The sequence below is a fragment of the Polaromonas sp. P1_F4 genome (assembly GCF_056405675.1).
Window position 1 is genome coordinate 79,772 of the sequence record NZ_JBFUBP010000009.1, and the last position, 23,612, is coordinate 103,383.

The 23,612-nt window shown below is 63.2% G+C and carries 26 protein-coding genes; 19 read left to right on the forward strand and 7 right to left on the reverse strand.

Features of this window, described 5'->3' with window-relative positions:
* Positions 1–169: 169 nt before the first annotated feature.
* The 3 genes from AC1DYQ_RS17715 to AC1DYQ_RS17725 all read right to left on the reverse strand — a co-directional run bounded on the left by AC1DYQ_RS17715 (position 170) and on the right by AC1DYQ_RS17725 (position 2,922).
* Positions 170–724 carry a cupin domain-containing protein gene (locus tag AC1DYQ_RS17715; protein ID WP_477687870.1) on the reverse strand — a complete coding sequence of 185 codons (555 nt, stop codon included), beginning with the start codon at positions 722–724 and terminating at the stop codon, positions 170–172.
* 86 nt (positions 725–810) lie between these two features.
* Positions 811–1,854: a methionine synthase gene (locus AC1DYQ_RS17720; RefSeq protein ID WP_477687871.1), complete on the reverse strand. Its 1,044-nt coding sequence runs from the start codon at positions 1,852–1,854 to the stop codon at positions 811–813.
* A gap of 57 nt (positions 1,855–1,911) precedes the next feature.
* Entirely contained in the window at positions 1,912–2,922 is a 1,011-nt protein-coding gene (locus AC1DYQ_RS17725; RefSeq protein WP_477687872.1) for an LLM class flavin-dependent oxidoreductase, read from the reverse strand.
* A gap of 276 nt (positions 2,923–3,198) precedes the next feature.
* Here AC1DYQ_RS17725 and AC1DYQ_RS17730 point away from each other — a divergent pair, with 276 nt between their 5' ends.
* Positions 3,199–3,759 carry a YaeQ family protein gene (locus AC1DYQ_RS17730; RefSeq protein WP_457279222.1) on the forward strand — a complete coding sequence of 187 codons (561 nt, stop codon included), beginning with the start codon at positions 3,199–3,201 and terminating at the stop codon, positions 3,757–3,759.
* Here the strand turns inward: AC1DYQ_RS17730 and AC1DYQ_RS17735 are convergent.
* The 3 genes from AC1DYQ_RS17735 to AC1DYQ_RS17745 form a co-directional block, all read right to left on the reverse strand.
* Positions 3,756–4,694, reverse strand: a complete 939-nt coding sequence (locus AC1DYQ_RS17735) for an ion transporter (protein WP_477687873.1) — start codon at positions 4,692–4,694, stop codon at positions 3,756–3,758. The two genes, AC1DYQ_RS17730 and AC1DYQ_RS17735, sit on opposite strands and share 4 nt — an antisense overlap.
* A gap of 168 nt (positions 4,695–4,862) precedes the next feature.
* Complete coding sequence (locus tag AC1DYQ_RS17740) at positions 4,863–5,975, reverse strand: mandelate racemase/muconate lactonizing enzyme family protein (protein WP_477687874.1); 1,113 nt, start codon at positions 5,973–5,975, stop codon at positions 4,863–4,865.
* A gap of 55 nt (positions 5,976–6,030) precedes the next feature.
* Entirely contained in the window at positions 6,031–7,785 is a 1,755-nt protein-coding gene (locus AC1DYQ_RS17745) for a long-chain fatty acid--CoA ligase (protein ID WP_477687875.1), read from the reverse strand.
* A 238-nt stretch (positions 7,786–8,023) separates the two neighbouring features.
* Here AC1DYQ_RS17745 and AC1DYQ_RS17750 point away from each other — a divergent pair, with 238 nt between their 5' ends.
* The 9 genes from AC1DYQ_RS17750 (at position 8,024) to AC1DYQ_RS17790 (ending at position 15,389) form a co-directional block, all read left to right on the forward strand.
* Positions 8,024–9,013 carry a Bug family tripartite tricarboxylate transporter substrate binding protein gene (locus AC1DYQ_RS17750; protein WP_477687876.1) on the forward strand — a complete coding sequence of 330 codons (990 nt, stop codon included), beginning with the start codon at positions 8,024–8,026 and terminating at the stop codon, positions 9,011–9,013.
* Between the two features lie 186 nt (positions 9,014–9,199).
* Positions 9,200–9,985 (forward strand): GntR family transcriptional regulator, encoded by a 786-nt coding sequence (locus AC1DYQ_RS17755; protein ID WP_477687877.1) that lies wholly within the window; start codon positions 9,200–9,202, stop codon positions 9,983–9,985.
* Complete coding sequence (locus AC1DYQ_RS17760; protein ID WP_477687878.1) at positions 9,982–10,770, forward strand: transporter substrate-binding domain-containing protein; 789 nt, start codon at positions 9,982–9,984, stop codon at positions 10,768–10,770. The genes AC1DYQ_RS17755 and AC1DYQ_RS17760 overlap by 4 nt, the downstream gene beginning before the upstream one ends.
* 127 nt (positions 10,771–10,897) lie before the next feature.
* Positions 10,898–11,560 (forward strand): amino acid ABC transporter permease, encoded by a 663-nt coding sequence (locus AC1DYQ_RS17765; RefSeq protein ID WP_477687879.1) that lies wholly within the window; start codon positions 10,898–10,900, stop codon positions 11,558–11,560.
* Between the two features lie 21 nt (positions 11,561–11,581).
* The gene (locus tag AC1DYQ_RS17770) at positions 11,582–12,262 is read left to right on the forward strand and encodes an amino acid ABC transporter permease (RefSeq protein ID WP_477687880.1); all 681 of its coding nucleotides are present in this window, start codon (positions 11,582–11,584) and stop codon (positions 12,260–12,262) included.
* Positions 12,252–13,034 (forward strand): amino acid ABC transporter ATP-binding protein, encoded by a 783-nt coding sequence (locus tag AC1DYQ_RS17775; RefSeq protein ID WP_477687881.1) that lies wholly within the window; start codon positions 12,252–12,254, stop codon positions 13,032–13,034. Before AC1DYQ_RS17770 ends, AC1DYQ_RS17775 begins: the two co-directional genes overlap by 11 nt.
* 12 nt (positions 13,035–13,046) lie before the next feature.
* Positions 13,047–13,715 (forward strand): DUF1989 domain-containing protein, encoded by a 669-nt coding sequence (locus tag AC1DYQ_RS17780; RefSeq protein ID WP_477687882.1) that lies wholly within the window; start codon positions 13,047–13,049, stop codon positions 13,713–13,715.
* A gap of 200 nt (positions 13,716–13,915) precedes the next feature.
* A complete protein-coding gene (locus AC1DYQ_RS17785) occupies positions 13,916–15,082 on the forward strand; it encodes an MFS transporter (protein WP_477687883.1) in 1,167 nt (388 codons plus the stop codon).
* A gap of 28 nt (positions 15,083–15,110) precedes the next feature.
* Positions 15,111–15,389 carry a hypothetical protein gene (locus AC1DYQ_RS17790; protein ID WP_477687884.1) on the forward strand — a complete coding sequence of 93 codons (279 nt, stop codon included), beginning with the start codon at positions 15,111–15,113 and terminating at the stop codon, positions 15,387–15,389.
* A gap of 33 nt (positions 15,390–15,422) precedes the next feature.
* Here AC1DYQ_RS17790 and AC1DYQ_RS17795 read toward each other — a convergent pair whose 3' ends face one another.
* Entirely contained in the window at positions 15,423–16,481 is a 1,059-nt protein-coding gene (locus AC1DYQ_RS17795) for a DMT family transporter (RefSeq protein WP_477687885.1), read from the reverse strand.
* 130 nt (positions 16,482–16,611) lie between these two features.
* On the opposite strand from AC1DYQ_RS17795, the gene AC1DYQ_RS17800 reads away from it, so the two are divergent.
* The 9 genes from AC1DYQ_RS17800 to AC1DYQ_RS17840 all read left to right on the forward strand — a co-directional run bounded on the left by AC1DYQ_RS17800 (position 16,612) and on the right by AC1DYQ_RS17840 (position 23,594).
* Entirely contained in the window at positions 16,612–17,049 is a 438-nt protein-coding gene (locus tag AC1DYQ_RS17800) for a hypothetical protein (protein WP_477687886.1), read from the forward strand.
* 113 nt (positions 17,050–17,162) lie between these two features.
* Positions 17,163–17,498 (forward strand): hypothetical protein, encoded by a 336-nt coding sequence (locus tag AC1DYQ_RS17805; protein WP_477687887.1) that lies wholly within the window; start codon positions 17,163–17,165, stop codon positions 17,496–17,498.
* Between the two features lie 8 nt (positions 17,499–17,506).
* Positions 17,507–18,676, forward strand: a complete 1,170-nt coding sequence (locus tag AC1DYQ_RS17810) for a TolC family protein (RefSeq protein WP_477687888.1) — start codon at positions 17,507–17,509, stop codon at positions 18,674–18,676.
* A gap of 25 nt (positions 18,677–18,701) precedes the next feature.
* Positions 18,702–20,087, forward strand: a complete 1,386-nt coding sequence (locus tag AC1DYQ_RS17815; protein ID WP_477687889.1) for a multicopper oxidase family protein — start codon at positions 18,702–18,704, stop codon at positions 20,085–20,087.
* A 21-nt stretch (positions 20,088–20,108) separates the two neighbouring features.
* On the forward strand, positions 20,109–20,696 hold the full coding sequence (locus AC1DYQ_RS17820) for a Spy/CpxP family protein refolding chaperone (protein WP_477687890.1): 588 nt from the start codon (positions 20,109–20,111) through the stop codon (positions 20,694–20,696).
* A 50-nt stretch (positions 20,697–20,746) separates the two neighbouring features.
* Positions 20,747–21,241 carry a cupredoxin domain-containing protein gene (locus AC1DYQ_RS17825; RefSeq protein ID WP_477687891.1) on the forward strand — a complete coding sequence of 165 codons (495 nt, stop codon included), beginning with the start codon at positions 20,747–20,749 and terminating at the stop codon, positions 21,239–21,241.
* Positions 21,242–21,263: 22 nt separating this feature from the next.
* Positions 21,264–21,746, forward strand: a complete 483-nt coding sequence (locus AC1DYQ_RS17830) for a DUF411 domain-containing protein (RefSeq protein WP_477687892.1) — start codon at positions 21,264–21,266, stop codon at positions 21,744–21,746.
* Positions 21,747–21,757: 11 nt separating this feature from the next.
* Positions 21,758–22,057 carry a copper-binding protein gene (locus tag AC1DYQ_RS17835; protein ID WP_477687893.1) on the forward strand — a complete coding sequence of 100 codons (300 nt, stop codon included), beginning with the start codon at positions 21,758–21,760 and terminating at the stop codon, positions 22,055–22,057.
* A gap of 139 nt (positions 22,058–22,196) precedes the next feature.
* On the forward strand, positions 22,197–23,594 hold the full coding sequence (locus AC1DYQ_RS17840) for a TAXI family TRAP transporter solute-binding subunit (protein WP_477687894.1): 1,398 nt from the start codon (positions 22,197–22,199) through the stop codon (positions 23,592–23,594).
* The last annotated feature ends 18 nt before the right edge of the window (positions 23,595–23,612 follow it).

The window sequence follows — 23,612 nt, forward strand, 5'->3', positions numbered from 1 at the left end:
CCTGTGTGTGAGCCCCGGTTGTAACAATACCCACGGATACATCCTGTAGGACGAAGTGACATTCGTAAGGAAAGCTTTCCGCGTTCACGTGAAAGTGTGCGCTTTTCCGCACTTCTGCATGTGTTCACACCGCCCTCATACAGCCTTCACCCAGGCTTTACACGTCTTTTTAGACGCCCCCTTGGGGATGGGTCGGGTCCACCCACAGCACCGTGTCCGGCTTTTCCACAGGATCAATATCGAGGTTGATAGCAACCGCTTCGCCGTCACTGCGGCACAGCACGCACTCCAGAACCTCGGTCGGGCTGGCGTTGATTTCCTGGTGCGGCACGTAAGGCGGCACATAGATGAAGTCGCCCGGACCGGCCTCAGCGGTGAACTCCAGGTGGTCACCCCAGCGCATGCGGGCTCTGCCCCGGATGACATAGATCACGCTCTCCAGGTGGCCGTGGTGATGCGCGCCGGTCTTGGCGTCAGCGTGGATGGTCACAGTGCCGGCCCACAGCTTTTGTGCGCCCACGCGGGCAAAGTTGATGGCGGCCCGCCTGTCCATGCCCGGTGTCTGCGCCGTGTTGCTGTCCAGCTGATTGCCGGCGATCACGCGCACGCCGTCGTGCTTCCACGGCGGGTCGGCTTCTCCGTGCGCATGGGGATGCTTGTGTCCGGGACCGTGGGAATGATCGTGGTCGTGAGGATGATGCGGAAGCGTGGGGTCATTGCTCATGCTGCCAGCGTACACCAGCGCCGTGCATTCAGTCCAGCACAACGGCCTCCCGCACTGCGCAGCGATGCCGCGCGCGCTGAGCGACCTTACTTGTAGCGTTCCCGCGCCAGCGCCGCACCGGCACCCAGCGCCTGCAACTTCTTCAGCGCAACTTCGCGGTCCATGGGCGCCAGGCCGCAGTTGGTGCAAGGAATCAATCGGTTCCTGGGCACATATTTGAGCGCCTTGCCGATGGTGTCGGCCACCTGCTCGGGCGTTTCAATCTCCTCGCTGGCCACATCGATCACGCCGACCATCACGTCCTTGCCCTCAAGCAGCGCCATCAGGTGCGGCGGCACGTGGGAGTGGTAGCACTCCAGGCTGACCTGGCGGATGGTGCTTTTGGCCAGCGCCGGAAACACGGTTTCGTACTGCCGCCATTCCTCACCCAGGGTTTCCTTCCAGTCGGTGTTGGCCTTGATGCCGTAGCCGTAACAAATGTGCACGGCGGTCGTGCAGGTCAGGTCCTGCGCCGCGCGCTCAAGCGCCCTCACGCCCCAGTCGGCGGCTTCCTTCATGTAGACATTGAAGGCGGGCTCGTCGAACTGGATGATGTCGACACCGTCGGCCTGCAGCGCCAGCGCTTCCTGGTTCAGCAGCTCGGCAAACGCCATCGCCATCCTGACCTTGTCGCCGTAGAACTGGTCGGCCACGGTGTCGACAATCGTCATCGGGCCAGGCAAGGTGAACTTGATCTTTTTGGTGGTGTGCGCGCGCAGCAGGCGGGCTTCAGCAGCATGCACCCGGCCCTTGAGCTTGAGCTGGGACACCACCTGCGGCACCATCGCGTCGTAGCGGTTGTCGCGTATGCCCATCTTGACCTTGTGCTCGAAGTCAATGCCTTCAACTTGTTCCAGAAAACCGTGCACAAAGTGCTGGCGCGATTGCTCGCCGTCACCAATCACGTCCAGGCCGGCGTCTTCCTGCGCCTTGATCCACAGCAGCGTGGCGTCGGCCTTGGCCTGCCTGAGTTCTTCGCCTTCACTTTTCCACTGAGGCCAGAGTTTTTGGGTTTCCGACAGCCAGCCAGGTTTGGGCAGGCTGCCGGCGATGGCGGCGCTAAAGAGCGGAGTGGCAGGAGGCGTTTGCATGGGTTGGTCCTTGTCTCGATATTTGTTCAGTGCTTTTTTGGGTAGCCGGTTTCATGTTCAGAAAAACTCCCGCGCCAGCAGTTCATAGGAGCGCCTGCGGGCGGCGGGGTCGTGTGTCCAGGTGATCACGGCCAGCTCGTCAACCCCCAGTGTATTAGCCAGCGCCCTTAATTTGGCGGCAACTTGCGGGCCGCTGCCTACCAACGCATTGGCCCTGAGCCTGTCTGCCTCCATCTGCTCGACCGGCGTATATGGCCGCTGCGCCACCTCTTCGGGCGAGGGCAGAGCCGCCAGTGCACCTCGGTTACGGTCTATCTTCCAGCGCTCGCGGCCTGAGAAGTGGTGCCACGCCTCGGTCTCGGTGTCAGCCGCCAGTGCCCACACGCAGAGCACCGCCTGCGGCGTGGGGTGGCGCGGGCTGGGCCGGTAGGTCGAGCGGTAAATCTCCAGCGCCTGCTCCGCGCCCTGCCCGTCGGTGATGAAGTAAGCAAACGCATACGGCAGCCCATAGTGTGCGGCCAGCTGCGCGCCGTAGTCGGAGCTGCCCAGCATCCACATCTCGGGCGTGGTCGGCCCCATGGGGTTGGCCGTCACGCCACGGCCTGGATGGCCTTCGGGCAGGTCAACGCCGGCAAGCCAGGCTTGCAGCTCGCGCACCTGGATGGGAAAGTTTTCAGCCGACTGGCGCGGGTCGCTGCTGAGCAAACGCGCGGTGCGCATGTCTGAGCCCGGTGCGCGGCCCACGCCCAGGTCGATGCGGCCCGGTGCGATGGCTTCCAGCACCCGAAACTGCTCGGCCACCTTGAGTGCCGCATAGTGCGGCAGCATGACACCGGCACTGCCCACACGGATGCGGCTGGTGGTGGCCGCGATGGCCGCCATCAGTACCTCGGGCGCAGAGCCGACGATGCTGGGGTGGCTGTGATGCTCGCTGACCCAAAAGCGCTTGTAGCCCAGCGCTTCGCAATGGCGGGCCAGTTGCAGGGTTTCACGGATGGAGGCGTCTTCGGTGCGGCCGGTGACGGCGACGGACTGGTCTAGGACGGAGAGGCTGGTGCGATGTTGCATGCTAGCTGGGACAAATAAAAACGATGGATTTTGGGTCAGGACAAGGCGCAAACCACAGCGATACGAAGGTATCGCGCGGATTTGCAACGCAGGCCTGGCGCAAAAGACGCGTTTTTATGTTCCAGATGGCATGCAACATCGCGCCCGGCGTCGGATGACTATAGCCAGACCCCTTAAATCCCGCTCGGGCGGGGTTACCCCGGGACGACTTTGTTCCCGCTCTGTTCCAATAGAGGGTTCGTTCCCGTCCAGACCCGAGATAAAGAAGTACACCTTATGGCACTGAAAGCCACCATTTACAAAGCCCAGTTAGCCCTGTCCGACATGGACCGCAGCATCTACGCCGACCACAGTGTGACCATTGCGCGCCATCCGTCGGAGGCCGACGAACGCATGATGATCCGCCTGCTGGCCTTCGCGCTGAACGTGCCGGCCGACGACAAAAAGGGCAACCTGGAATTTGCCAAGGACCTGTGGGACGTGGACGAGGCCGCGCTCTGGCACAAGGACTACACCGAGCAGATCCTGCACTGGATCGACGTCGGCCAGCCCGACGACAAGCGCCTGATGAAGGCCGCAGGCCGCGCCGAACGCGTGAGCGTCTACAGCTTTGCCAGCAGCACACCGGTCTGGTGGAAGAACATAGAAACCAAGCTCACCCGCGCCGCCAATCTGGTGGTCTGGCAGATCGACGCGGCAGAAAGCCAGGCCTTGGCCAAATTGGCCGAGCGCAGCATGCAGCTGCAGGTGACGGTGCAGGACGGCACCGTATGGATGAGCACGGCGCTCGGGTCGGTGGAAATCACGCCGCGCCGGTTGACGGCCGGCGAGTCTTAAACACCAGGACGCCGAGAGGACGCATCTTTCGCGTCCCTGGAATCCTTGTCCCGGTCTTGATGCTGATAAGCCGGCAGCTCTGCACCGCAATGAAAGCAAAAGTCTGCCTCGGGCAGGTGGCCTTCGGTCAGGCATTCATGGCAGGTGCGCGTGGTCGGCAAGGCCAGATGCTGCAGGCGCCGCTCCGCCGCCATTTCGGCTGTGACAATGCCGGTGGGCACAGCCAGAATGCCCCAGCCCAGCAACATCATGAAAGATGAGATTAGCCGGCCCAGGTCAGTCTTGGGCGTGATGTCGCCAAAGCCCACGGTGGTGACGGTGCTGATGGCCCAATACACAGAAGTCGGGATGCTGGTAAAGCCGTTGGACGGCCCTTCGACGACGTACATCACGGTGCCCATCACCAGCACCATCATCACCACGGCCGACAGGAACACCAGAATCTTGCGGCCGCTGGCAGCCAGCGCCCGGCCCAGCGACTGGTATTCGGCCACGTAGGCAGCCAGCTTGAAGATGCGGAACACACGCAGCAGCCGCAGCACGCGCACATCGATGAGCGCATGGAGTTCCGGAAAGAACAGCGCCAGGTAAGTCGGCAACACGGCGACCAGATCGATGATGCCGAAAAAGCTTGTCGCGTACTGCAGCGGCTTACGCACACACACCAGGCGCGCGATGTATTCAGCGGTGAAGAGCAGCGTGAAAATCCATTCGACCACCGCGAACGCCCGGCCGTGCGAAGCATGGATCGCCTGCACGCTGTCGGCCATCACCACAGCGATGCTGACCAGGATAAGGGCGATCAGGGTCTTGTCAAAAAGCCGCCCGGCACGGGTGTCGGCCTCAAAGATGATGGTGTACAGGCGCAGCCGCCAGCCATCGAGGGGCTTGTCATCCAGGTCGGAAGGAGGAAGAGGCGAAGCGGGTTTGGCCATGCAGGAAAGGCGCAGCAAGCGCCGCGTGTTCGTTGGTTTGACAGAGCAGCACGATACCTGACCGGAAAAGCCTTCACGGCCGCGCAGGAATTTGCTACTATTTTTATAGCTGCTTGCGCCCGCCCATTATGGCTTTCAGCCACTTTTTACTAAAAAATCCGGACAACATCAGGATGCCGGCTGGCGGTATCTGGCCCAGGCTGCTTCCGTGGGCGTGGTGCTGGCGCCCGGCTGCTGCGGCAGGCTGAAGTGGCCGTCCACCACCTGCGCGGGCTCCAGGAAGCAGTCCTTGATCCAGGGAATGTATTCAAGCACCGCGCACGCCGGGTGCGCGTGGTTCAGGTGCACGTGCACCTGGCTCATGTCACCCGCGTGCGGCGCCACCGGCAGGCGGAAGGAATGCGCCGTGTCGCACACGCGCAGCACTTCGGTGATGCCGCCCATGCGCGTCACATCGGGCTGCACCCAATGAATGGCTTCCTGGTGGAAGAATTCGGCAAACGCATCGTGCGTGTAGAGCTGTTCGCCAAGCGCCACGGGGATGCTGGTGCTGCGCGCCAGTTGCGCATGGCCTTTCACGTCGTCGTACCAAAGCGGCTCTTCAATCCAGTACAGATCAAACGCCTCGGCTGCGCGGCAAAAGCGCTGGCAGGTGGGCAAATCCCATTTGCCGTTGCCGTCGGTCGCCATGGTGATGGCGGGGCCGATGGCACGGCGTACCGCTTCCAGCCGTTTCAGGTCGCGGTCGACGCTGGAGCCAATCTTGACCTTGATACCGGTGAAGCCTTCGTCGACTGTGCGCTTCGCCCCTGCCACCAGTTGTTCGTCTGGGATGCTGAGCCAGCCAATGTCGGTGTTGTAGGCTCGCACCTTTTCGCGCACCTGACCGCCCAGCTGCTTCCATAGCGGCACACCGGCGGCCTTGGCCTTCAAGTCCCACAGCGCGATGTCGATGGCCGCCTGCGACAGCGTGGTGATGCCGGCGCGCCCCACCCATTGCAGCGCGGGGTTGCCCGCCAGCTTGAGCCATAAACGCCGGATGTCTGCCGCGTCTTCACCGATCAGAAGCGGCGCATGGCAGGTCTCGATGCAGCGCGTAATCAGCTGGTCGCTCGGCAAATGGGCATGGGTGCCGGTGAAGCCGTACCCGGTGAGCCCGTTGTCTGTGTCTATCTGCGCACCGACCACGCCCCAGTGCGAAATGGTGTGGGTGCTGTCGGCAATCTGCGAGCCCGTCACGGGCACATGCAGGATGAAAGGCTTGACCGATGTGATTTTCAATGTTGTCTCCGGGTGGCACTCAGAAGGCTCAGAACCCGCATCGTGCCAGGGTCAGTCACTTTGCGCCCTGCTCCGCTTCCTGCAAGGCTCGCCACATGACCTTGCCCGAGCCACTCTTGGGCAAGGCATCGACAAACTGCACAACCCGTGGATACTTGTACGCCGCCATGTTCTCCTTGCACCAGTTGATGATGTCGTCTTCCGTCGTCTGGCCCTTGGCCGCGGCGCGCAGCACCACCACCGCCTTGACGGTTTCGCCGCGGTAGGCGTCTTTGGTACTGATGATGCAGGCCTCCTGGATGGCCGGGTGCTTGAACATCAGCGCCTCCACTTCGGCCGGCCAGACCTTGAAACCCGAGGCATTGATCATGCGCTTGAGCCGGTCGGTGATAAAGAAATAGCCCTGTTCGTCCATGCGCCCCAGATCACCGGAGCGGAAGAAGCGCTTGCCGTCGAGTTCAATGAAGGCTTCGGCCGTCGCGTCCGGGCGCTTCCAGTAGCCCTGGAATATCTGCGGCCCGCTCATGATGATTTCGCCCTGCTCGCCCTGTGGCACTTCCTTGAGCGTGACCGGATCGATGATGCGCGAGTCGCAGCTCATGAAGGGAACACCCAGGCATTGCTGTTTGGTGGCGTCATAGGGGTTGCTGTGCGAGGGCGCCGCGGTTTCCGTCAGGCCGTAGCCTTCGGCAAAGCGCAGGCCGTATTGTTCCCACAGGCGCTGGGCCACCGCCTGCGGCATGGCCGCCCCGCCGCCGCCGATGTAGACCAGGCTGCGAAGGTCGAAGCTGGCGAAGTTGGGACTACCCAGCAGGTCGATCACCATCGTGGGGATATTCGTCCAGTGCGTCACCCCCCAACGCGAGATCAGGCGCCCGGCCAGCTCGCGGTCCCATCGCGGCATGATGACCAGCGTCGCACTGCCGTAAATGGAAGCGTGCATGACCGACACCATTCCTGTGATGTGAAACATCGGCACCACGGACAGCGTGACGTTTTCAAACGTGCTGCCGCCCCACAGGCAGCTGGCCACTGCGTTGTGCATGATGCTGGCATGCGTGTGCATGCAGCCCTTGGGCAGGCCGGTCGTGCCGCTGGTATAGGGCAGCACGGCCAGGTCTTGCGGCGTGACGGTGTGTGGGGGCAGCTCTGCGGTTTCTCCGGCGGTCATCGCATCAGTCCAGCTCATCACCGTGCCGCCGTCCAGTGCGGGCAGCGAGTGGCGCGTTCCCAGCCAGTCGCGCCAGGCGCCAGGCATCGCTGCATCGTCACCGCCGGATTGCTCCATGTCAAAAGCATCGCTGTAATGCGTGACCACCAGGTGCGTGAGCCGGTCGGTGGGTGCCAGCTGTGCATTGGCCCTGGCCAGCTCGGGCGCCAGGTCGGCCGTGGTGATGGCAACCCGGGCGTCGGGATCGGTGATGTAGTGCTTGAGTTCTTCGGCCCGGTTCATCGGGTTGACCGGCACCACCACGGCGTTGGCCCGCAGGATCGCAAAGTGCGCGATCACCCACTGCGGGCAGTTCTGCATGTTGAGCACCACGCGGTCGCCCTTGCGCACGCCCATGCGGTAAAGCGAGGCTGCCAGGCGCTCCGCCTGACGCATCACCTCGGCATAGCTGAGCACGCGGTTGAAGAAAACCAGCGCGGGCTTGTCCGGAAAGCGCAACGCGCTGACCGCCAGGTTGTGCCAGAGCGAAGTCGCCGGCGGCGTGATGCTGTGCGGCAGGCGCCTGGGCCAGACCTGGTGGTGCAGGTTGTGCGGAGTTGCTGCAGGGACGGCCTGGCCGGTGTTGGAATCAAGGGTCAAGAAAAAGGCTCCAGACAAGTACTGACTTGGGACCCAAGCCTACCCCGAGTCCACACTGCCCACATCCGGGAAGCTCCTGATAAAACACTGTCACTTGAGCGACCCGCGCTCACTATGATGGATTGCACCCGCACGGCAGCCGGTGCGAGAACACATGCATCCCCCCTTTCACGGCGGAAGTCCTTCCGGCCTCACCGTTTACACGCGGAAATAAAAGCAGAAACATCCAGGAGACACCATGACCCGATTTCTCGCCCTTCGACGCAAAACCCTGACGTCAGCTTGCGCGCTGGCCTTCACAGCGCTAGCCCCTGGCGCAGCGTTCGCGGCTTTTCCCGAAAAGCCCATCCGTGTGGTGATCGGCTTTCCGGCCGGCGGGCCATTGGACCAGCATGCACGCCTCTTGACCGAGCGCCTGCAGACCGTGCTGGGTCAGCCCATCGTGATCGACTACAAATCCGGCGCCGGCGGCACCGTGGGCGCACAAGACGTCATGAAGGCCGCGCCCGACGGCTACACGCTCATGCTGGCCAACACCGGCGTGATGGTGATCAACCCCGCACTCTACAGCAAGCTGCCCTACAACACGCTGAAAGACTTCACCCCGATTGCCCGCACCGCGATGCAACCGCTGGCGCTGCTGGTCAACCCCAAGCTGCCAGTCAACAACCTCAAGGAATTCATCGCCTACACCAAGGCCAGGCCCGGCCAGGTCAACTACGGATCGGCCGGCAACGGCGGCATCAGCCATCTGGTGCCCGAGATGTTCAAGAATGCCACCGGGCTCTTCATGGTGCACATCCCCTACCGCGGCAGCGCCCCCGCTTTTACCGACCTGATGGCAGGCCAGGTGCAGTTCATGGGCGAATCGATTCCGCAGGCCGCCAACTATCACAAGCAGGGCAAGGTCCGTGCGCTGGCCGTGACCAGCAAGGAGCGCAACCCCGCCCTGCCCGACATCCCGACGGTCATTGAATCGGGTATCAAGGGGTTTGAGGTGGTGGGCTTTTACGGCTTCCTCGCACCCGCCGGCCTGCCCAGGGACGTGACCGCCAAACTCAGCGATGCCTTCAGGCAAGTCATGGCCAGCCCGGACATCCGCAACCGCATGGTCACGCAAGGAGCCGACCCTGCCTTCATGGGCAGTGACGAGTTTGCCCAGTTCCTGGCCGCTGAAATGCCGCGCTGGGCCCAGGCGGTCAAGGCTTCGGGCGCCAGACTGGACTGACAGGATCCGGCGCGGTAGAGGCGCCGGCAGTCAGAACCAAGCGCCCACACCATTCCCCTTTCTGGTGCAGGCAGCCCCAAAACCTCGCAATTTTGGTCCGCAGGCACGCCAGTCAGGTGCACATAACTTGTATACCAGTTAATTGAACCAGTTTGGCGGCTGGCACGGGATATGCACTACAGGTGCATGGCCACAGCCTCCGACATCTCCAACCGCATCATTGAAGCCGTGATGGCGCAAAAGCTCGCGCCCGGCGCGCGCCTGGGCGAGCAACAACTGGCCATGTTGTTTGACTGCAGCCGCACCATCGTGCGCGAAGCCTTGACCCGGTTGGCGGTGCGCGGCATTGTCACTGTCAGCAGCCGGCGCGGCTGGTATGTCATCGAGCCTTCGCAGGAAGAGGCTCGCGAAGCCTTCGAGGCGCGCCGCGTGATCGAGATGGGCCTGATCCGCTGTACCGGTGACGTCAGCAAGGCCGCCATCAAGCAACTTAAAAGCCACCTCACCCGCGAGAAAGCCGCCGTCAAGGGCGACGACGTGGGCCTGCGTAGTTTTTTGCTGGGCGACTTTCATGTGTGCCTGGCCGAATGCCTGGGCAACAGCCTGTTGGCCGATACCCTGCGCGACTTCACCGCGCGCACCACACTCATTGCCATGCTCTACCAGTCGTCGCACGATGCGGCGCAATCCTGCGAAGAGCATGTGCAGATCGTGCAGGCCCTTGAAAAGGGCGACCTGGCCAAGGCTGAAAAGCTCATGCAGGCCCATATCGGCAGCGTGCAGGCCGCGCTCAAACTGCAAACCAGCGCCGGCGACCCGCTGTCGCATCTGCGCAGTGCATTAAGTCCGCTGGATGCGCAGAGCCCCAGCAACAAGGCGGCGTCCTCGCCGCCCTCCCGTGTTCGCAAGCCCGGCCGTGCTTCGGCCAAACCCACTGACGATTCCTCAACTTACCTTGGAGCCCTGCTATGAATTCCAGAAAACGCGTTTTTTCTCTTGCCCTTGCCGCAGCCGCCGTGCTGGGCGTCACCGGTGTCCATGCACAGACTGCGCTGGATGACATCATGAAGGCCAAGGAAATCAAGATCGCGATCCCAACCGACTTCCCTCCGTACGGCATGGTCGGCACTGACCTGAAACCCCAGGGCCTGGACGTGGAAATGGCCGGCTACATCGCGCAAAAAATGGGTGTGAAGGTTGAGTTGGTGCCCGTGACCAGCGCCAACCGCATCGCTTATCTACAAACCAAAAAGGCCGACCTGGTGATCTCCACGCTGGGCAAAAACCCCGACCGGGAAAAAGTCATCGATTTCACCGTCGCCTACTCGCCCTTCTTCCAGGCCGTGTTCGGTCCCAAGAGCGTCAGCGTCAAGTCGTTTGCCGATCTTTCCGGCAAGAGCATCAGTGTCACGCGCGCCGCGCTGGAAGACCAGGAGCTGACCAAAGTCGCGCCGGCCGGTGTCGACATCAAGCGCTTTGAAGACAACAACACCACCGTGTCGGCCTACACCGCAGGCCAGGTGCAGCTGATTGCCACCGGCGCCTCAGTCGCCGGCAACATGATGGCCAAAAACCCGCAACTGAACACCGAGTACAAACTGCTGCTCAGCGACAGCCCCAACTTCATCGGCGTGGCCAAGGGTGAGGACAAGCTGCGCCTGAAGGTCAATGAAGTGATTGCCGAAGCCAAGAAAAATGGCGACCTGGACAAGATCGCGATGAAGTGGCTGGGTCGCCCTGCCGGGACTTTACCCTGACCCCCGTTGAGGCTCACTTCGTGTAGCCTCCTCCCCCCTGCAGGGGGCGCCGCTTGCGGCCCGGCAAAGCCGGTTCCGCTGCGGCCGCTGGCCTGCAGGCAGCCCCTCTCAACAGGAAGTGAATCAGATGCGTGTCGAGCTTGATTTCATGGCAGTTCTGTCCCAATGGCCGCTGCTGGCCATTGGCGTTGCGTGGACGCTGGGCCTGACGGCGATCTCGTCGGTGCTCGGCATGTTCATGGGCATGGCGTTTGCCTGGGCGCGTGCCAGCGGGCCAACGTGGCTGCGCTGGGTAGTCGGCACGTATGTGGAATTGATCCGCAACACGCCCTTCATCGTGCAGCTGTTCTTCATCTTCTTCGGCCTGCCGGCCGCGGGCTTCAGGCTGTCGCCTGAGACGGCCTCGGTGCTGGCGATGGTGATCAACCTGTCTGCCTACGCCACCGAGATCATCCGCGCGGGCGTTGAAGCCACGCCACGCGGGCAGATTGAAGCGGCCGAAAGCCTGGCGCTCAACCGCGTGCAAATCTACACCCGTGTGGTGCTGCCGCCGGCGCTCAAAAAAGTCTGGCCCGCCATGGTGAGCCAGATCATCATCGTGATGCTGGGCTCCGCGGTGTGCGGGCAAATTTCGACGCAGGAGCTGTCTTACGCCGCCAACCTGATCCAGGGTCGCAACTTCCGGGCTTTTGAAGCTTTCATCATCGCCACGCTGATCTATTTGGTTCTGTCGGTGGCCGTGCGCAAGTTGCTCAACTGGGCCGGCCCGAAGTTCCTTTTTGGTCGCTAACTGGAAAGGCCGGGCAACACCATGATTGAATTTTCTGTCTGGGATATTTTCAGAAACCTGCTGCTGGCGGCGCGCTGGACCGTTGTGCTGTCGCTCGTCGCTTTCATAGGCGGCGGCATCGTCGGCATGCTGCTATTGGTGGGCCGGCTGTCAGCCACCCGCGCAGTGCCGGGCGCGCAGAAGGCGGCCCTCTTCACCCGCCGTGCGCTGGACGGCTACGTGCTGCTGTTCCAGGGCACGCCCTTGCTGATGCAACTCTTCCTCGCCTACTTCGGCCTAGCACTCTTTGGCATCAATGTGCCGGCCTGGGTGGCGGCTGCGGTAGCACTCACGCTCTACACCAGCGCCTACCTGGCCGAGATCTGGCGCGGCTGCGTCGACGCTATTCCCAAGGGCCAGTGGGAAGCCGCGCAAAGCCTGGCGCTCAACTTCGGCGAGCAACTCAAGTACGTCGTGCTGCCGCAAGCCGTGCGCATTGCCGTGCCGCCCACCGTGGGTTTCCTGGTGCAGGTCATCAAGGGCACGGCGCTCGCCTCGGTGATCGGGTTTATCGAACTGACCAAGGCCGGCACCATGATCACCAACGCCACCTTCAAACCCTTTGTGGTGTACAGCTGCGTCGCGCTGATGTACTTCGCGCTGTGTTTCCCCGTGTCCCTGTATGCCCGCAAGCTTGAGAGGAAAGCCCGAAATGGACGCTAACGTCGCATCACCCCCTGCAGCCGCAACAACTTCGTCCGACAGGACTCTTGTCGAGATCAATCAACTTCGCAAAAGCTTCGGCGCCAACGAGGTTTTGAAAGGCATTGATCTGGAGGTCAAGGCCGGCGAGGTGATTGCCATCATCGGCAAAAGCGGCTCGGGAAAAAGCACGCTGCTGCGCTGCATCAACGGGCTTGAAGTCTTTCAGAGCGGTACGCTGCGCGTGGACGGCAAGCACCTGTTGCACGACAGCCCGCAGGTCATGCGCGAGCTGCGCCAGCATGTCGGCATGATCTTTCAGAGCTTTAACCTCTTCCCGCACCTGACGGTCGGCAAAAACATCATGCTGGCGCCCACGCTGGTCAAGAAGACGGCCGGTGCCCCCGCAGAAGAACACGCCCGTGCGCTGCTGCAGCGCGTGGGCCTGGCCGAAAAATTCGAAGCCTGGCCCGACCAGCTTTCGGGCGGGCAGCAACAGCGCGTGGCGATCGCGCGCGCACTGGCCATGCAGCCTTCGGTGCTGCTGTGCGACGAGATCACCTCGGCGCTGGACCCTGAACTCGTCGGTGAAGTGCTGCAGGTCGTGGAAAGCCTCGCCGCCGAAGGCATGACGCTGCTGATGGTGACCCACGAAATGAACTTCGCGCGCAAGGTCTGCGACCGCGTGGTCTTCATGCACCAGGGCCGCGTGCATGAGATCGGGCCGCCCGACGAAGTGTTTTCGAATCCGCAAACCGCCGAGCTGAAGCAGTTCCTCGGGATGATCCAGTAATCCGGGAAATCCATGACGCCTTCCGCGACACCTGGCACGCTGCATATTCCCGCCGGCCACGGCAAGGCGCTGCGCCTGCAGGCCGGGCAAGCTGTGAAGGTCATCAACACTCACGGCACACAGGTGGTCGATTGCTGGGCCTTTAACGCCTACGACCTGAACGAATTCATGTGCATGGAAACCACCCGTGTGTGGAACCAGCACCTGAATCCTGTCGTCGGCGACTCTTTCGTCACGAACCAGCGCCACCCCATCCTCACCGTGGTGGAAGACAGCACGCCTGGCGTGCACGACACCTTCATGGCCGCCTGCGACCGCCGCCGTTATGAACTGCTGGGTGTCAAGGGCTACCACCGCAACTGCTGCGACAACATGTTTGAAGGCATGTTCGAGCTGGGCCTGACGCCGCCGCGCGCCATCCTCGCTTCGTTCAACATCTTCATGAACATCCGGGTGCAGCCCGACGGCATCACACTCAAAACTTTGCCCACCGTGACGAAAGCCGGCGACTCGATCACGCTGCGCGCCGAGATGGACTGTTTTGTCGCGTTTTCCGCCTGTCCGCAGGACATCGTGAAAATTCAGGGTGCGGGCGACAACACGCCGCAGCCGGTAGACCTTGAAGTGCTGCAAAGCACATCAACCCTGCCCGCCAGCGGGCCCTGGATCCCGCAAACCTGACGGGGCCGCGCCAGGCCGCCTTTCCCCCGCTCCTGCAGGGTTGGGTGAGTTCCCGCACAATAGCGGTGACGTCTTTTTGTTGCTCTCAATTTGATAGCTGCTTGCGCTCGTTCCTGTTGGGCTAAAGGCCGTTTTGTTGCCCAACCGTTCGTCTGCAACCATGCCTCCGCCCTGATCTGCCCACCGGACTCCTGCTGCCCATGACTGCCATGCCGCCCATTCTCTATTTCTTCGCCCTGTGCAACCTCGTGATCGGCAGCGGGGCTTTTGTGCTCGGCGGCATCCTGCAGCCCATGAGTGCCTCGCTGGGCATCAGCGTGGCGGCCGCCGGCCAGGCCATGACCGCATACGCCGTTGCCACCGCGGTGCTGGCGCCCCTGCTCATCATCCTCACCGCCAGGTGGCCACGCAAACGCGCCGTCCAGCTGGCACTCAGCCTGTTTACGGTGGGCTGCCTGGTTTGCGCCGTCGCGCCCAACTTTCCCCTGCTGCTGCTGGGCCGCGTGCTGATGGGAGCAGGTGCCATGTTCACCGCCGCGGCATCGGCGCTGGCCGTCAGCATGGTGGTGCCGGCCCTGCGCGGCCGGGCGCTGTCCATCACTTTCCTGGGTATGAGCATCAGCTACGCCGTCGGCCTGCCGGTCGGCGCCTGGCTGGGCTTTGAGTTTGGCTGGCGTGTGCCGGTCTGGCTGTCGGCCGGGGCCAGCCTGGCGGCGCTGACTGCGGCGAGCTGGCTGATCCCGGCCGACATGGCCAGCGCAGGCACCAGCTTTGCAGGTTTTCGCGCCGCGGCACGCCAGCCCGCCGTGCTGCGCGTATGGAGCCGAACGCTGCTGTATTTCATTGCCATCTTCAGTGTTTTCGCCTATGTCGGCCCGGTACTGCAGGCACTCAACCCCATGAGTTCAGCGCAGCTTTCCGCCACGCTGGCCGTCTTCGGCCTGGCGGGCGTGGCCGGCACGCTGATGGGCGGCTGGGCCACCGACCGCTTTGGGGCATTGCGCAGCATGCGCGTGCAACTGGCCGTGCTGGTGGCCATGATGTGCCTGCTACCGCTGACGCGCGGCCATGTGCCGGCCACCATGGCCGTGCTGGTTCTGTGGGGCATCGCAGGTTTCGGGCTGATGGCGCCGCAGCAAAGCCGGCTGGCCACCTTGTCGCCCGCGCAGGCACCGCTGCTGCTCAGCCTCAACGGCTCCATGCTGTATGTGGGCACGGCGCTGGGCGCTGTGGTCAGCGGTGCGGTGCTCGATCAGGTGGGTTTTGCGCAGCTGGGCTGGGTCGGCGTGCCTTTTGGTTTGCTGGCCATGCTGACGCTGGTGTTCGACCGCATGCCGGCCCGGGTGCAGGTGTCCGCCGCCGCCTGAACGTCCCTTCAAGCTCCACACCCAGACCATGACACCCGAACAGCAACTCGAAGCACTGCAAGCTGCGCTGCAGCAACTGCGCAGTGACGGCATTCGCGTGGGCGCCTTTGCACAACTGGCCGCGCAGCAGCAAAGCCTTGCAGCTGCCCTGCCGGCCCGCTTCAATGATGTGCTGTCGCAACTGCTCAACCGGCTGGAGTCCGCCGCACTCTTCACCGAAGAAAGCTGTTCATTCAGCCAGAAGGAATTGCTGGACAGTCTGCAGCTATGGATCGACAAGGCGCAGCTGCAACTTCAGAAAGCCTGAGACCTGTTTGCGGTCTAAACGAGGCCGTCTTCTTCAACCGCCGGAATGCCCATGGCGGTGATGGGCGTCAGGGTAGTGCGCATGGCTGTGGGCCAGGGGCTCATGGCGGTGGCGATGTGAATGCATCCCTGGAACCGCCTGTGCATGCTCATGCGGGTGATGCGCGTCATGCGCATGCAGGTGTTCATGTTCCAGCGCTTCGTGCCGATGCATGTGCGCATGATGCTCGGTCAGGTGCAGCCAGATGCCGATGGCCATCAGCAAGGCGGCGCCCACCAGTTGCCAGGTGACGGGCTCGGCAAGAAACACCACGGAAAACAAGGCCCCCACAAAAGGTGCCGTCGAAAAGTAGGCGCCGGCCCTTGATGCCCCCAGGTGCCGCAAGGCCACCACAAAAAGCGCCAGGCTCACGCCGTAGGCCAGCAGGCCGACCGCCATCGCGGCGGAGATTTGTGCCGCACCCGGCAACGCCGCGCCCGCCAGAAAAGCCAGCAGCAGATTGGTCACGCCGGCTGCCAGTCCTTTCACGCAGGCAATCCATGACGCATCCACCAACGCCACCTTGCGCGTGAAGTTGTTGTCCAGCGCCCAGAAAAAACATGCCAAAGTCACGGCGAGCGCGGGCCACAGCGCGCTGAATGTTGACCCTGCAGTGGCCGCTGCCTGCTGCGGCCAGCTCAACAGCACGGCACCCGCCACGATAGCGGCCATGCCCGCCGCAATACGGCGGTCAAAGTTTTCCCTGAACACCATCCACGCAAGCACGGCGGTCAATACCGCCTCGGCATTGAGCAGCAGGGCCGCATGGCTCGAAGGCATCGCCGACAAGCCGTACATCAGCAGTACCGGCGCCAGGCCGCCGCCGCACAGTATGGCCGCGGCCAGCCAGCGCCCCTCGCCGGGGTTCAGGCGTGGCCGGGCAGCACCGCGCAGCCGGCGATAAAGCGCCAGCCCCAGACCGGAGCCCAGGTACAAAAGCCCGGCGAGTATCCAGGGATTGACCTGGCCGAGCAATGACTTGGCCAGCGGCGTGCCCGCGCCGAACAGGAAAGCCGAGGCCAGGGCGGCCGCGACGCCAGGCTTCAAGAGCATGGAATGAAATTTCAAAGAACGAACCTGCCTGTCATGAGTGATCAGACAGTTTCCACTGCCCGCCTTGCGATGGCAAGCTTGATGACTTGCCGTGCGGGAACTTTTTAGAAGCATCGCCTATCATTCACCCATGCGCCACCTGCTCTTCGTCCTGATGATCGCCCTGCTGCCCTTGCGCGGCTGGGTAGGCGATGCAATGGCGACGCAGATGGCGGCTGCCCATGTGCAACACGGGCAGCTTGCTTCCGCAGAACAGTCCGCTACCAAAACGATAGCAGCTCCCGCTCACCACATGGGGGCTGAAGGCCATTCAGGCCACGAGGAGACGTCGCCCGAAGCCACCATGGCCATGCACGACTGTGCCGGGCACACCTCCGGGAACACCCCCCAGTCGAGTGATACCGGCTGTGAGTCCTGCGCGGCATGCCAGGCCTGCCATACGGTGGCGCTGTCGCTTGCTGCGCCGGACCACAGCCCCGTTTTCCAAGGGCGCAGCCTGCTGCGTCCAGCGTCAGACCAGTTCGCCAGCGCCGACGCCGCGCTGGGCCAAAAACCACCCATTTCCTGATCTCCAGGCCCGTACTGGGCCTGTACTTGCCGTCCGGCAGGGCCTTTCAGGCTCTTGACGCCGGATACCCGCGATTTTCCGCAAATCGCCCCGCTTGTATTCAGGAGATTCTTGTGACCATTCGTTTCATTTCCCGCCCGCGCACAGCGCTGGCCCTCGCGCTGTTTTTCATCGGTTCTGCCGGGGCCCATGCACAGGCAGATCCCTACCCCCGGGTGAACCCCCGACCCACCGAACAGGCTGCCAGCCCGGGCACGCCGGTGCCATCCACCGCGTACCAGTCGGTATTTGTGAACCGTCCGCAGGGCGTGGAGCCGGCCAGCGATGACTGGAAAAAATCCAACGCCACTGCGGGCCAGTTCAAAAAGGGGCATGCCGACCTGCTGAAATGGGAAGAGGCCCAGGCACCACGCACCGAACCTGCGGCGCCCGCCGCTTCGAAACCATGAGGCCCCGCATGACCTCCTCTGCCGGCCAACGCCACGTCGCTCCACGGCTGGGTTCGCTGGCGCTGCTCATGCTGGCCCTCGCGGGCTGCACAACGGCAGTGCCGGATGGCGGCGTGAGTGGCCTGCAGGCGCTGACCACCACGCAAACGGGCAGCTCCGGCACTGCGCCCCCCGTGCTCATCGCGCGGCCGGGCAAAGACACCAGCGCCGCCGTTGCCGATCTGCTGAAAGGCCCGCTCAGCCCAGAAAGCGCGGTGCGCATTGCGCTGCTCAACAACCCCGGCTTGCAGCTGTCCCTGGCCGGCGAAGGCGTCAACATCACGGATGCCGTGTCCGTCAGCCCGGCCAAACTCAAGGCCGCGCAGGATATCACCCTGCTGTCCAACGAAACCCGTAAAGCCTGGATCAACGCGGTGGCCGCCGCGCAGACAGCGCGCTTTATAGATGAAGCCAGGGAGAACGCGGAGACCGGCGGCGAGCTGGCGCGCCGCATGGCACGCGCGGGCAACTGGAGCAAGCTGCAGCAGGCCCGCGAACAACTGCTGCTGGCCGAGGCCACGGCGCAGTTGGCGCGCGCCCGGCAGGCCGCTTTCAGCGAGCGCGAAAAACTCGTGGTGGTGATGGGCCTGTGGGGCGCGCAAGCCGGCTTCACATTGCCCGAACGGCTGCCCGACCTGCCCCCGAAAGCGCAAGACATGCCGGATATCGAAAGCCGCGTGCTGCAGCAGCGGCTGGACCTGCGCCTGGCGACGGCGCAATGGGCAGGGCAACGCGCCATCCGGCCCCAACCCGGTGCCGACGGCCTGTGGGACACCATGGGTGATTCGGCCCGCGTGCGCGAACTGGCGGTCAGGGCGCGCAGCGAAGCACGCGAGGCTTACCACGGCTACCGCACGGCTTACGACCTGGCACGCCACTACCAGACGGAGGTGATGCCGCTTTACCGCTTCATCCAGGATGAAACGGTGCTGCGCTACAACGGCATGCTCACCAGCGTCTTTGACCTGCTGGCCGGCGCCCGCGCGCAGGCGCTGGCTGCTGCCGGCACCATCGAGGCGCAACGCGACTTCTGGCTTGCCGAAGCCGACCTTCAGACGGTGCTTGCCGGCGCATCGCCCGGCACGGCCTCGTCCAGGTCTTCCGGCAAAAACGGCGCCGCCACAGCCGCAGCGCACTGAGCGCCCCCCCAACACAAGGAATCCCATGAATCGACGAAATTTCTTTAACCGCACGGCGCTGACGGCGGTTGCCGCCGCGTCCATCAGCAAGGTAGCGATGGCCGCGCTGCCGGAACCCGTGACGATGAACAAGCCCGACACCGCGCCGCCGCTTGCGCCGCCGAACGGCCGGCCCTACAACCCGGTCGTCACCCTGAATGGATGGACCCTGCCCTGGCGCATGAACAACGGCGCGAAAGAATTCCACCTGGTGGCGGAGCCGGTGGTGCGCGAAATGGCCCCGGGCTTCAAGGCCCACATGTGGGGCTACAACGGCCAGAGCCCGGGCCCCACAATTGAGGTTGTCGAGGGCGACCGCGTTCGCATATTCGTCACCAACAAGCTGCCCGAGCACACCAGCATCCACTGGCATGGCCAGCGCCTGCCCAACGGCATGGACGGTGTGGCCGGGCTGAACCAGCCGGCGATTCCGGTGGGCAAGACGTTTGTGTATGAGTTCGCGGCGCGGCGCCCCGGCACATTTATGTATCACCCGCATGCCGACGAAATGACGCAGATGGCCATGGGCATGATGGGTTTCTGGGTCACACACCCCAGGGAAAAACATCCGCTCATCGACGTCGTCGACCGCGACTTCGTGTTCCTGCTCAACGCCTACGACATCGAACCCGGCAGCATGACGCCGAAGATCATGACCATGCTGGACTTCAACCTGTGGAGCTGGAACAGCCGCATCTTCCCCGGCATTGACCCGCTGGTGGTGCGCAGGAACGACAAGGTGCGCATACGCGTGGGCAACCTCACCATGACCAACCACCCGATGCACCTGCACGGGCACGAGTTCACGGTGACCGGCACCGACGGCGGCCCCACGCCGCGGCCGGCCCGCTGGCCGGAAGTGACGACGGATGTTGCCGTGGGCCAGATGCGCCAGTTTGAATTTCTGGCGGACGAGGAAGGTGACTGGGCTTTTCATTGCCACAAAAGCCACCACACCATGAACGCCATGGGTCACGACGTGCCCACCATGATTGGCGTGGACCACCGCGGCCTCGTCAGGAAAATCCAGAAGGCTGTGCCCGACTACATGGTGATGGGCGAACGCGGCATGGCCGATATGGGGGAGATGGAGATGCCGATCCCCGACAACACCGCGCCCATGATGACGGGCAAGGGCCCCTACGGCGGCGTGGAAATGGGCGGCATGTTCAGCGTGCTCAAGGTGCGCGGGGACCAGAAGCCCGGCGACTACAAGGACCCGGGCTGGTACCGGCAGCCGGCCGGCACGCAGGCTTATGAATGGAAGGGCGCCCTGCCCGACCCGGCCCGCCCCCTGGCTGGCAATCCGGCCGCACCTGCGGGCGGCACTGAAATCAATATCCGCAAACCCCAGGGCCATACCGGCCACTGACCCCGAACCTTGAGGAACATCATGAAAACCCAAAACGCTCTTAAATTGATAGCTGCTTGCGCTTTACTGTCGGGTGCTACAGCCCTGTTTGCCCAACATGGCCAGACGAGGGGTGAAAACCCCGCAGCAAGTCCTTACGCGGGCCAGCAGGCGCGCAGCATTAAAGCCCTGTCGGCGGCGCAAACCGCTGACCTTCTGGCCGGCAAAGGCATGGAACAAGCCAAGGCGGCCGAATTGAACGGTTACCCGGGGCCCATGCACGTGCTGGAACTGGCCGGCCCGCTGGCGCTGAGCACCGCGCAAAAGCAGGCCAGCGAAGCACTGATGAACCAGCACAAGGCCGAGGCCCGCGCGCTGGGCGCCAGGCTGGTAGAGGCCGAGCGTGACCTGGACAGCGCCTTTGCCGGCAGGCAGGTGAACGCGGCACAGGTTGATGCCCTGACCCGGCAGATTGGCCTGCTTCAAGCCCAGTTGCGTGCCTCGCACTTGCATACGCACTTGCAACAGGCAGGTTTATTGACACCGCAGCAGATAAACCTTTACGCGGATTTGCGCGGCTACAGCGATGCGCCGGCCACAGCGGCCGGGCATCCCGGCCACCAACATTGATTTGACTTTGAATTTTTAACTCTTTAACTTCATCCACAAAGGACCACACCATGAACCCACTTATCACCATTCTTGCCGCCGCCGTTTTTGCAGCCCCGGCCGCGCCAGCCTTCGCCCACGGCGATGCTGCCCATAGCCCCAGTGCGGCCCCGGCCCCGAAGGAGCAAAAGCCCTGGGGCATCGCGGGAGATGCCAGTGCAGCCACACGCACCGTCACGCTGTCCATGGACGACAACATGCGGTTCACACCAGACAAGCTCTCGTTCAAGCAAGGCGAAACCGTGCGTTTTGAAATCCGCAATCGCGGCAAACTTTTGCATGAACTGGTGATCGGGACCAAAAAGAATCTCGACGAACACGCGGCGATGATGGTGAAGTTTCCGGGCATGGAGCACGACGAGCCCTACATGGCGCACGTGCCGGCGGGCAAGTCGGGCGGGTTGGTCTGGACCTTCAATCGCGCCGGCGAATTCGACTTCGCCTGCCTGATCGCCGGCCACTACCAGGCAGGCATGGTGGGCAAGATCACTGTTGCGGCCCGCTGATCCGTTCACACAAGGAGTACACATGATGCAAAGACGACAGCTCATCCAGGTGACGGCCGCGCTTGCAAGCGCTTCAGCCCTCACCCCGGCACTGTGGGCCCAGACCCAAGTACCCGTCGAAGTCTGGAAAGACCCTGACTGCGGCTGCTGCAAGGACTGGGTGGCGCACCTGCAGGCCAACGGGTTCCAGGTTCACATTCACGACAGCGGCAACACGGCGGCGCGGACCCGGCTCGGCATCCCGGAAAAGCTCGGCTCCTGCCACACGGCGGAAGTCAGCCTGGCCGGCAAGCGCTACGCACTGGAAGGCCATGTGCCGGCCCGCGAGATCTATCGCCTGCTCAAAGAGAACCCGCAGGCCGTGGGCCTGGCCGTTCCCGGCATGCCGGTCGGCTCACCCGGCATGGACGCCCCGCTTTATGGCGGACGCAAGGACCCGTATGACGTGCTGCTGGTTCACCGCGATGGCAGCACCCGCATCTACCAAAGTTATCACCGCACCTGAAAGGATTTCCCGTGAAACGTTTTAACCGCATAGGGGCTGCCCTCATTGCCGCACTGGCCACGTCGCTTGCCCTGGCGCAGGCGGCCCTGCCGCCGACCGAAGGCGAAGTCCGCAAAGTCGACAAAGAGGCCGGCAAGATCACCCTCAAGCACGGTGAGATCAAGAACCTGGACATGCCCGGCATGACCATGGTGTTCCAGGTCAAGGACCCCGCGATGCTGGAAACCGTGAAAGCCGGGGACAAGGTCAGTTTCACCGTGGACAGGATCAACGGTACCTTCACGGTGCTGTCCATTGAACCCGGCAAGTAACCGGCTTGCCGGCGTGGCTGTCAATATGCTCCTGTTTTGATAGCTGTTTGCGCCCGTCCTGATTGGCCTGCAGGCCATTTTTACCAATAGACAAACTTTGCCTGCAGGCCGGCAGCGGCCCCATGCTATGGTTCGGCGCATGCCTAAAACCATTCGCTATACCCTGTTGTCCCTGCGCGATCTGTGGGTCTCCGCCGGCCCGTTCATCCTGCTGGCGGCTGCGCTGCTGGTATTGGCCTATTGGTGGCTGGACCCGAACCCGCCCAAGCGGGTGACCCTGGCGACCGGCCCGGCGCAAAGCGCCTATGAAGAATTCGGCAAGCGTTACGCCAAAGCGCTGGCGTCGGAGGGCATCCAGGTAGTCCTTGTGCCCTCGGAAGGCTCAGCCGCCAACCTGCAGCTGCTGCGGGAAGGCAAGGTGGATGTCGGGTTTGTCCAGGGCGGCACCAGCGACTACACCGCCCAGGATGAAGAAGACCTGTCGTCGCTGGGCAGCCTGTTTGTGGAGCCGCTCTGGCTGTTCTACCGGGAAGATGCGGCGCGCAAAGTAGCTGCCGCAGCACGGGCCGCGAAGGCGCCAGGCAGCCGACTCGCAGGGAAGGCAGACTCCGCGGACACGAGGGAAGACGCCAGCCTCACATCGCTCACGCAATTGCAGGGCCTGCGCGTCAACCTGGGCACGCCAGGCAGCGGGGTCCCCAGCCTGATGGCGAAACTGTTCGACAGCAATCGCATCGACCCCGCTACGATGAAAGTCTCGAGGCTGGAACAGACGCCCGCGACCGTGGCCTTTCTGGCGGGGGAACTGGACGCGATTGTGTTCGCGTCCGCCCCCGAGTCACTGATGGTGCAGATGCTGCTGCAAACCCCCGGCATCAAGCTCATGAATTTTGCCCAGAGCGAAGCCTATTCGCGGCGCTTTGCATTTTTGACGCCGACCCGCCTGCCACGCGGCGTGGTGGATCTGGCGGGCAATATTCCGCCCGATGACGTACGGCTGGTCGCGTCGACCACCTCACTGATCACGCGCTCCGGTATCCATCCCGCGCTGCAGCAGCTGCTGGCCCAGGCCGGCAACGACATCCATGGCGGGGCCGGCTGGTTCAAAAGCGCCCGCGAATACCCGAACCGCGACAACAGCGAATTGCCCATTGCCAAGGAAGCCGAGCGCGCCATCAAGAACGGCACCCCCGTACTGCAGCGCTACCTGCCCTTCTGGGTGGCCAACCTGGTCGAGCGGATGTGGCTGGCGATGGGCATCATCATCGCCATCATGCTGCCGCTGTCGCGCATCATCCCGCCGCTGTACGCTTTTCGTGTGCGTTCACGCATCTTCCGCTGGTACGGCCAACTGCGCGACATCGAAAACCGCGTGGAAATCTCTGGGGAAAACAGTGGCAACGCGGCCTTGCTGGAAGAACTCAACAACCTGGAAAGCCGCGCCGAGAAAATCACCGTTCCGCTGTCTTACACCGACGAGTTGTATGCGCTGCGCAGCAACATCCATCTGGTGCGCAAGAAACTGCAAAGGCTTTGAGGGCCAAAGGACGGGCGG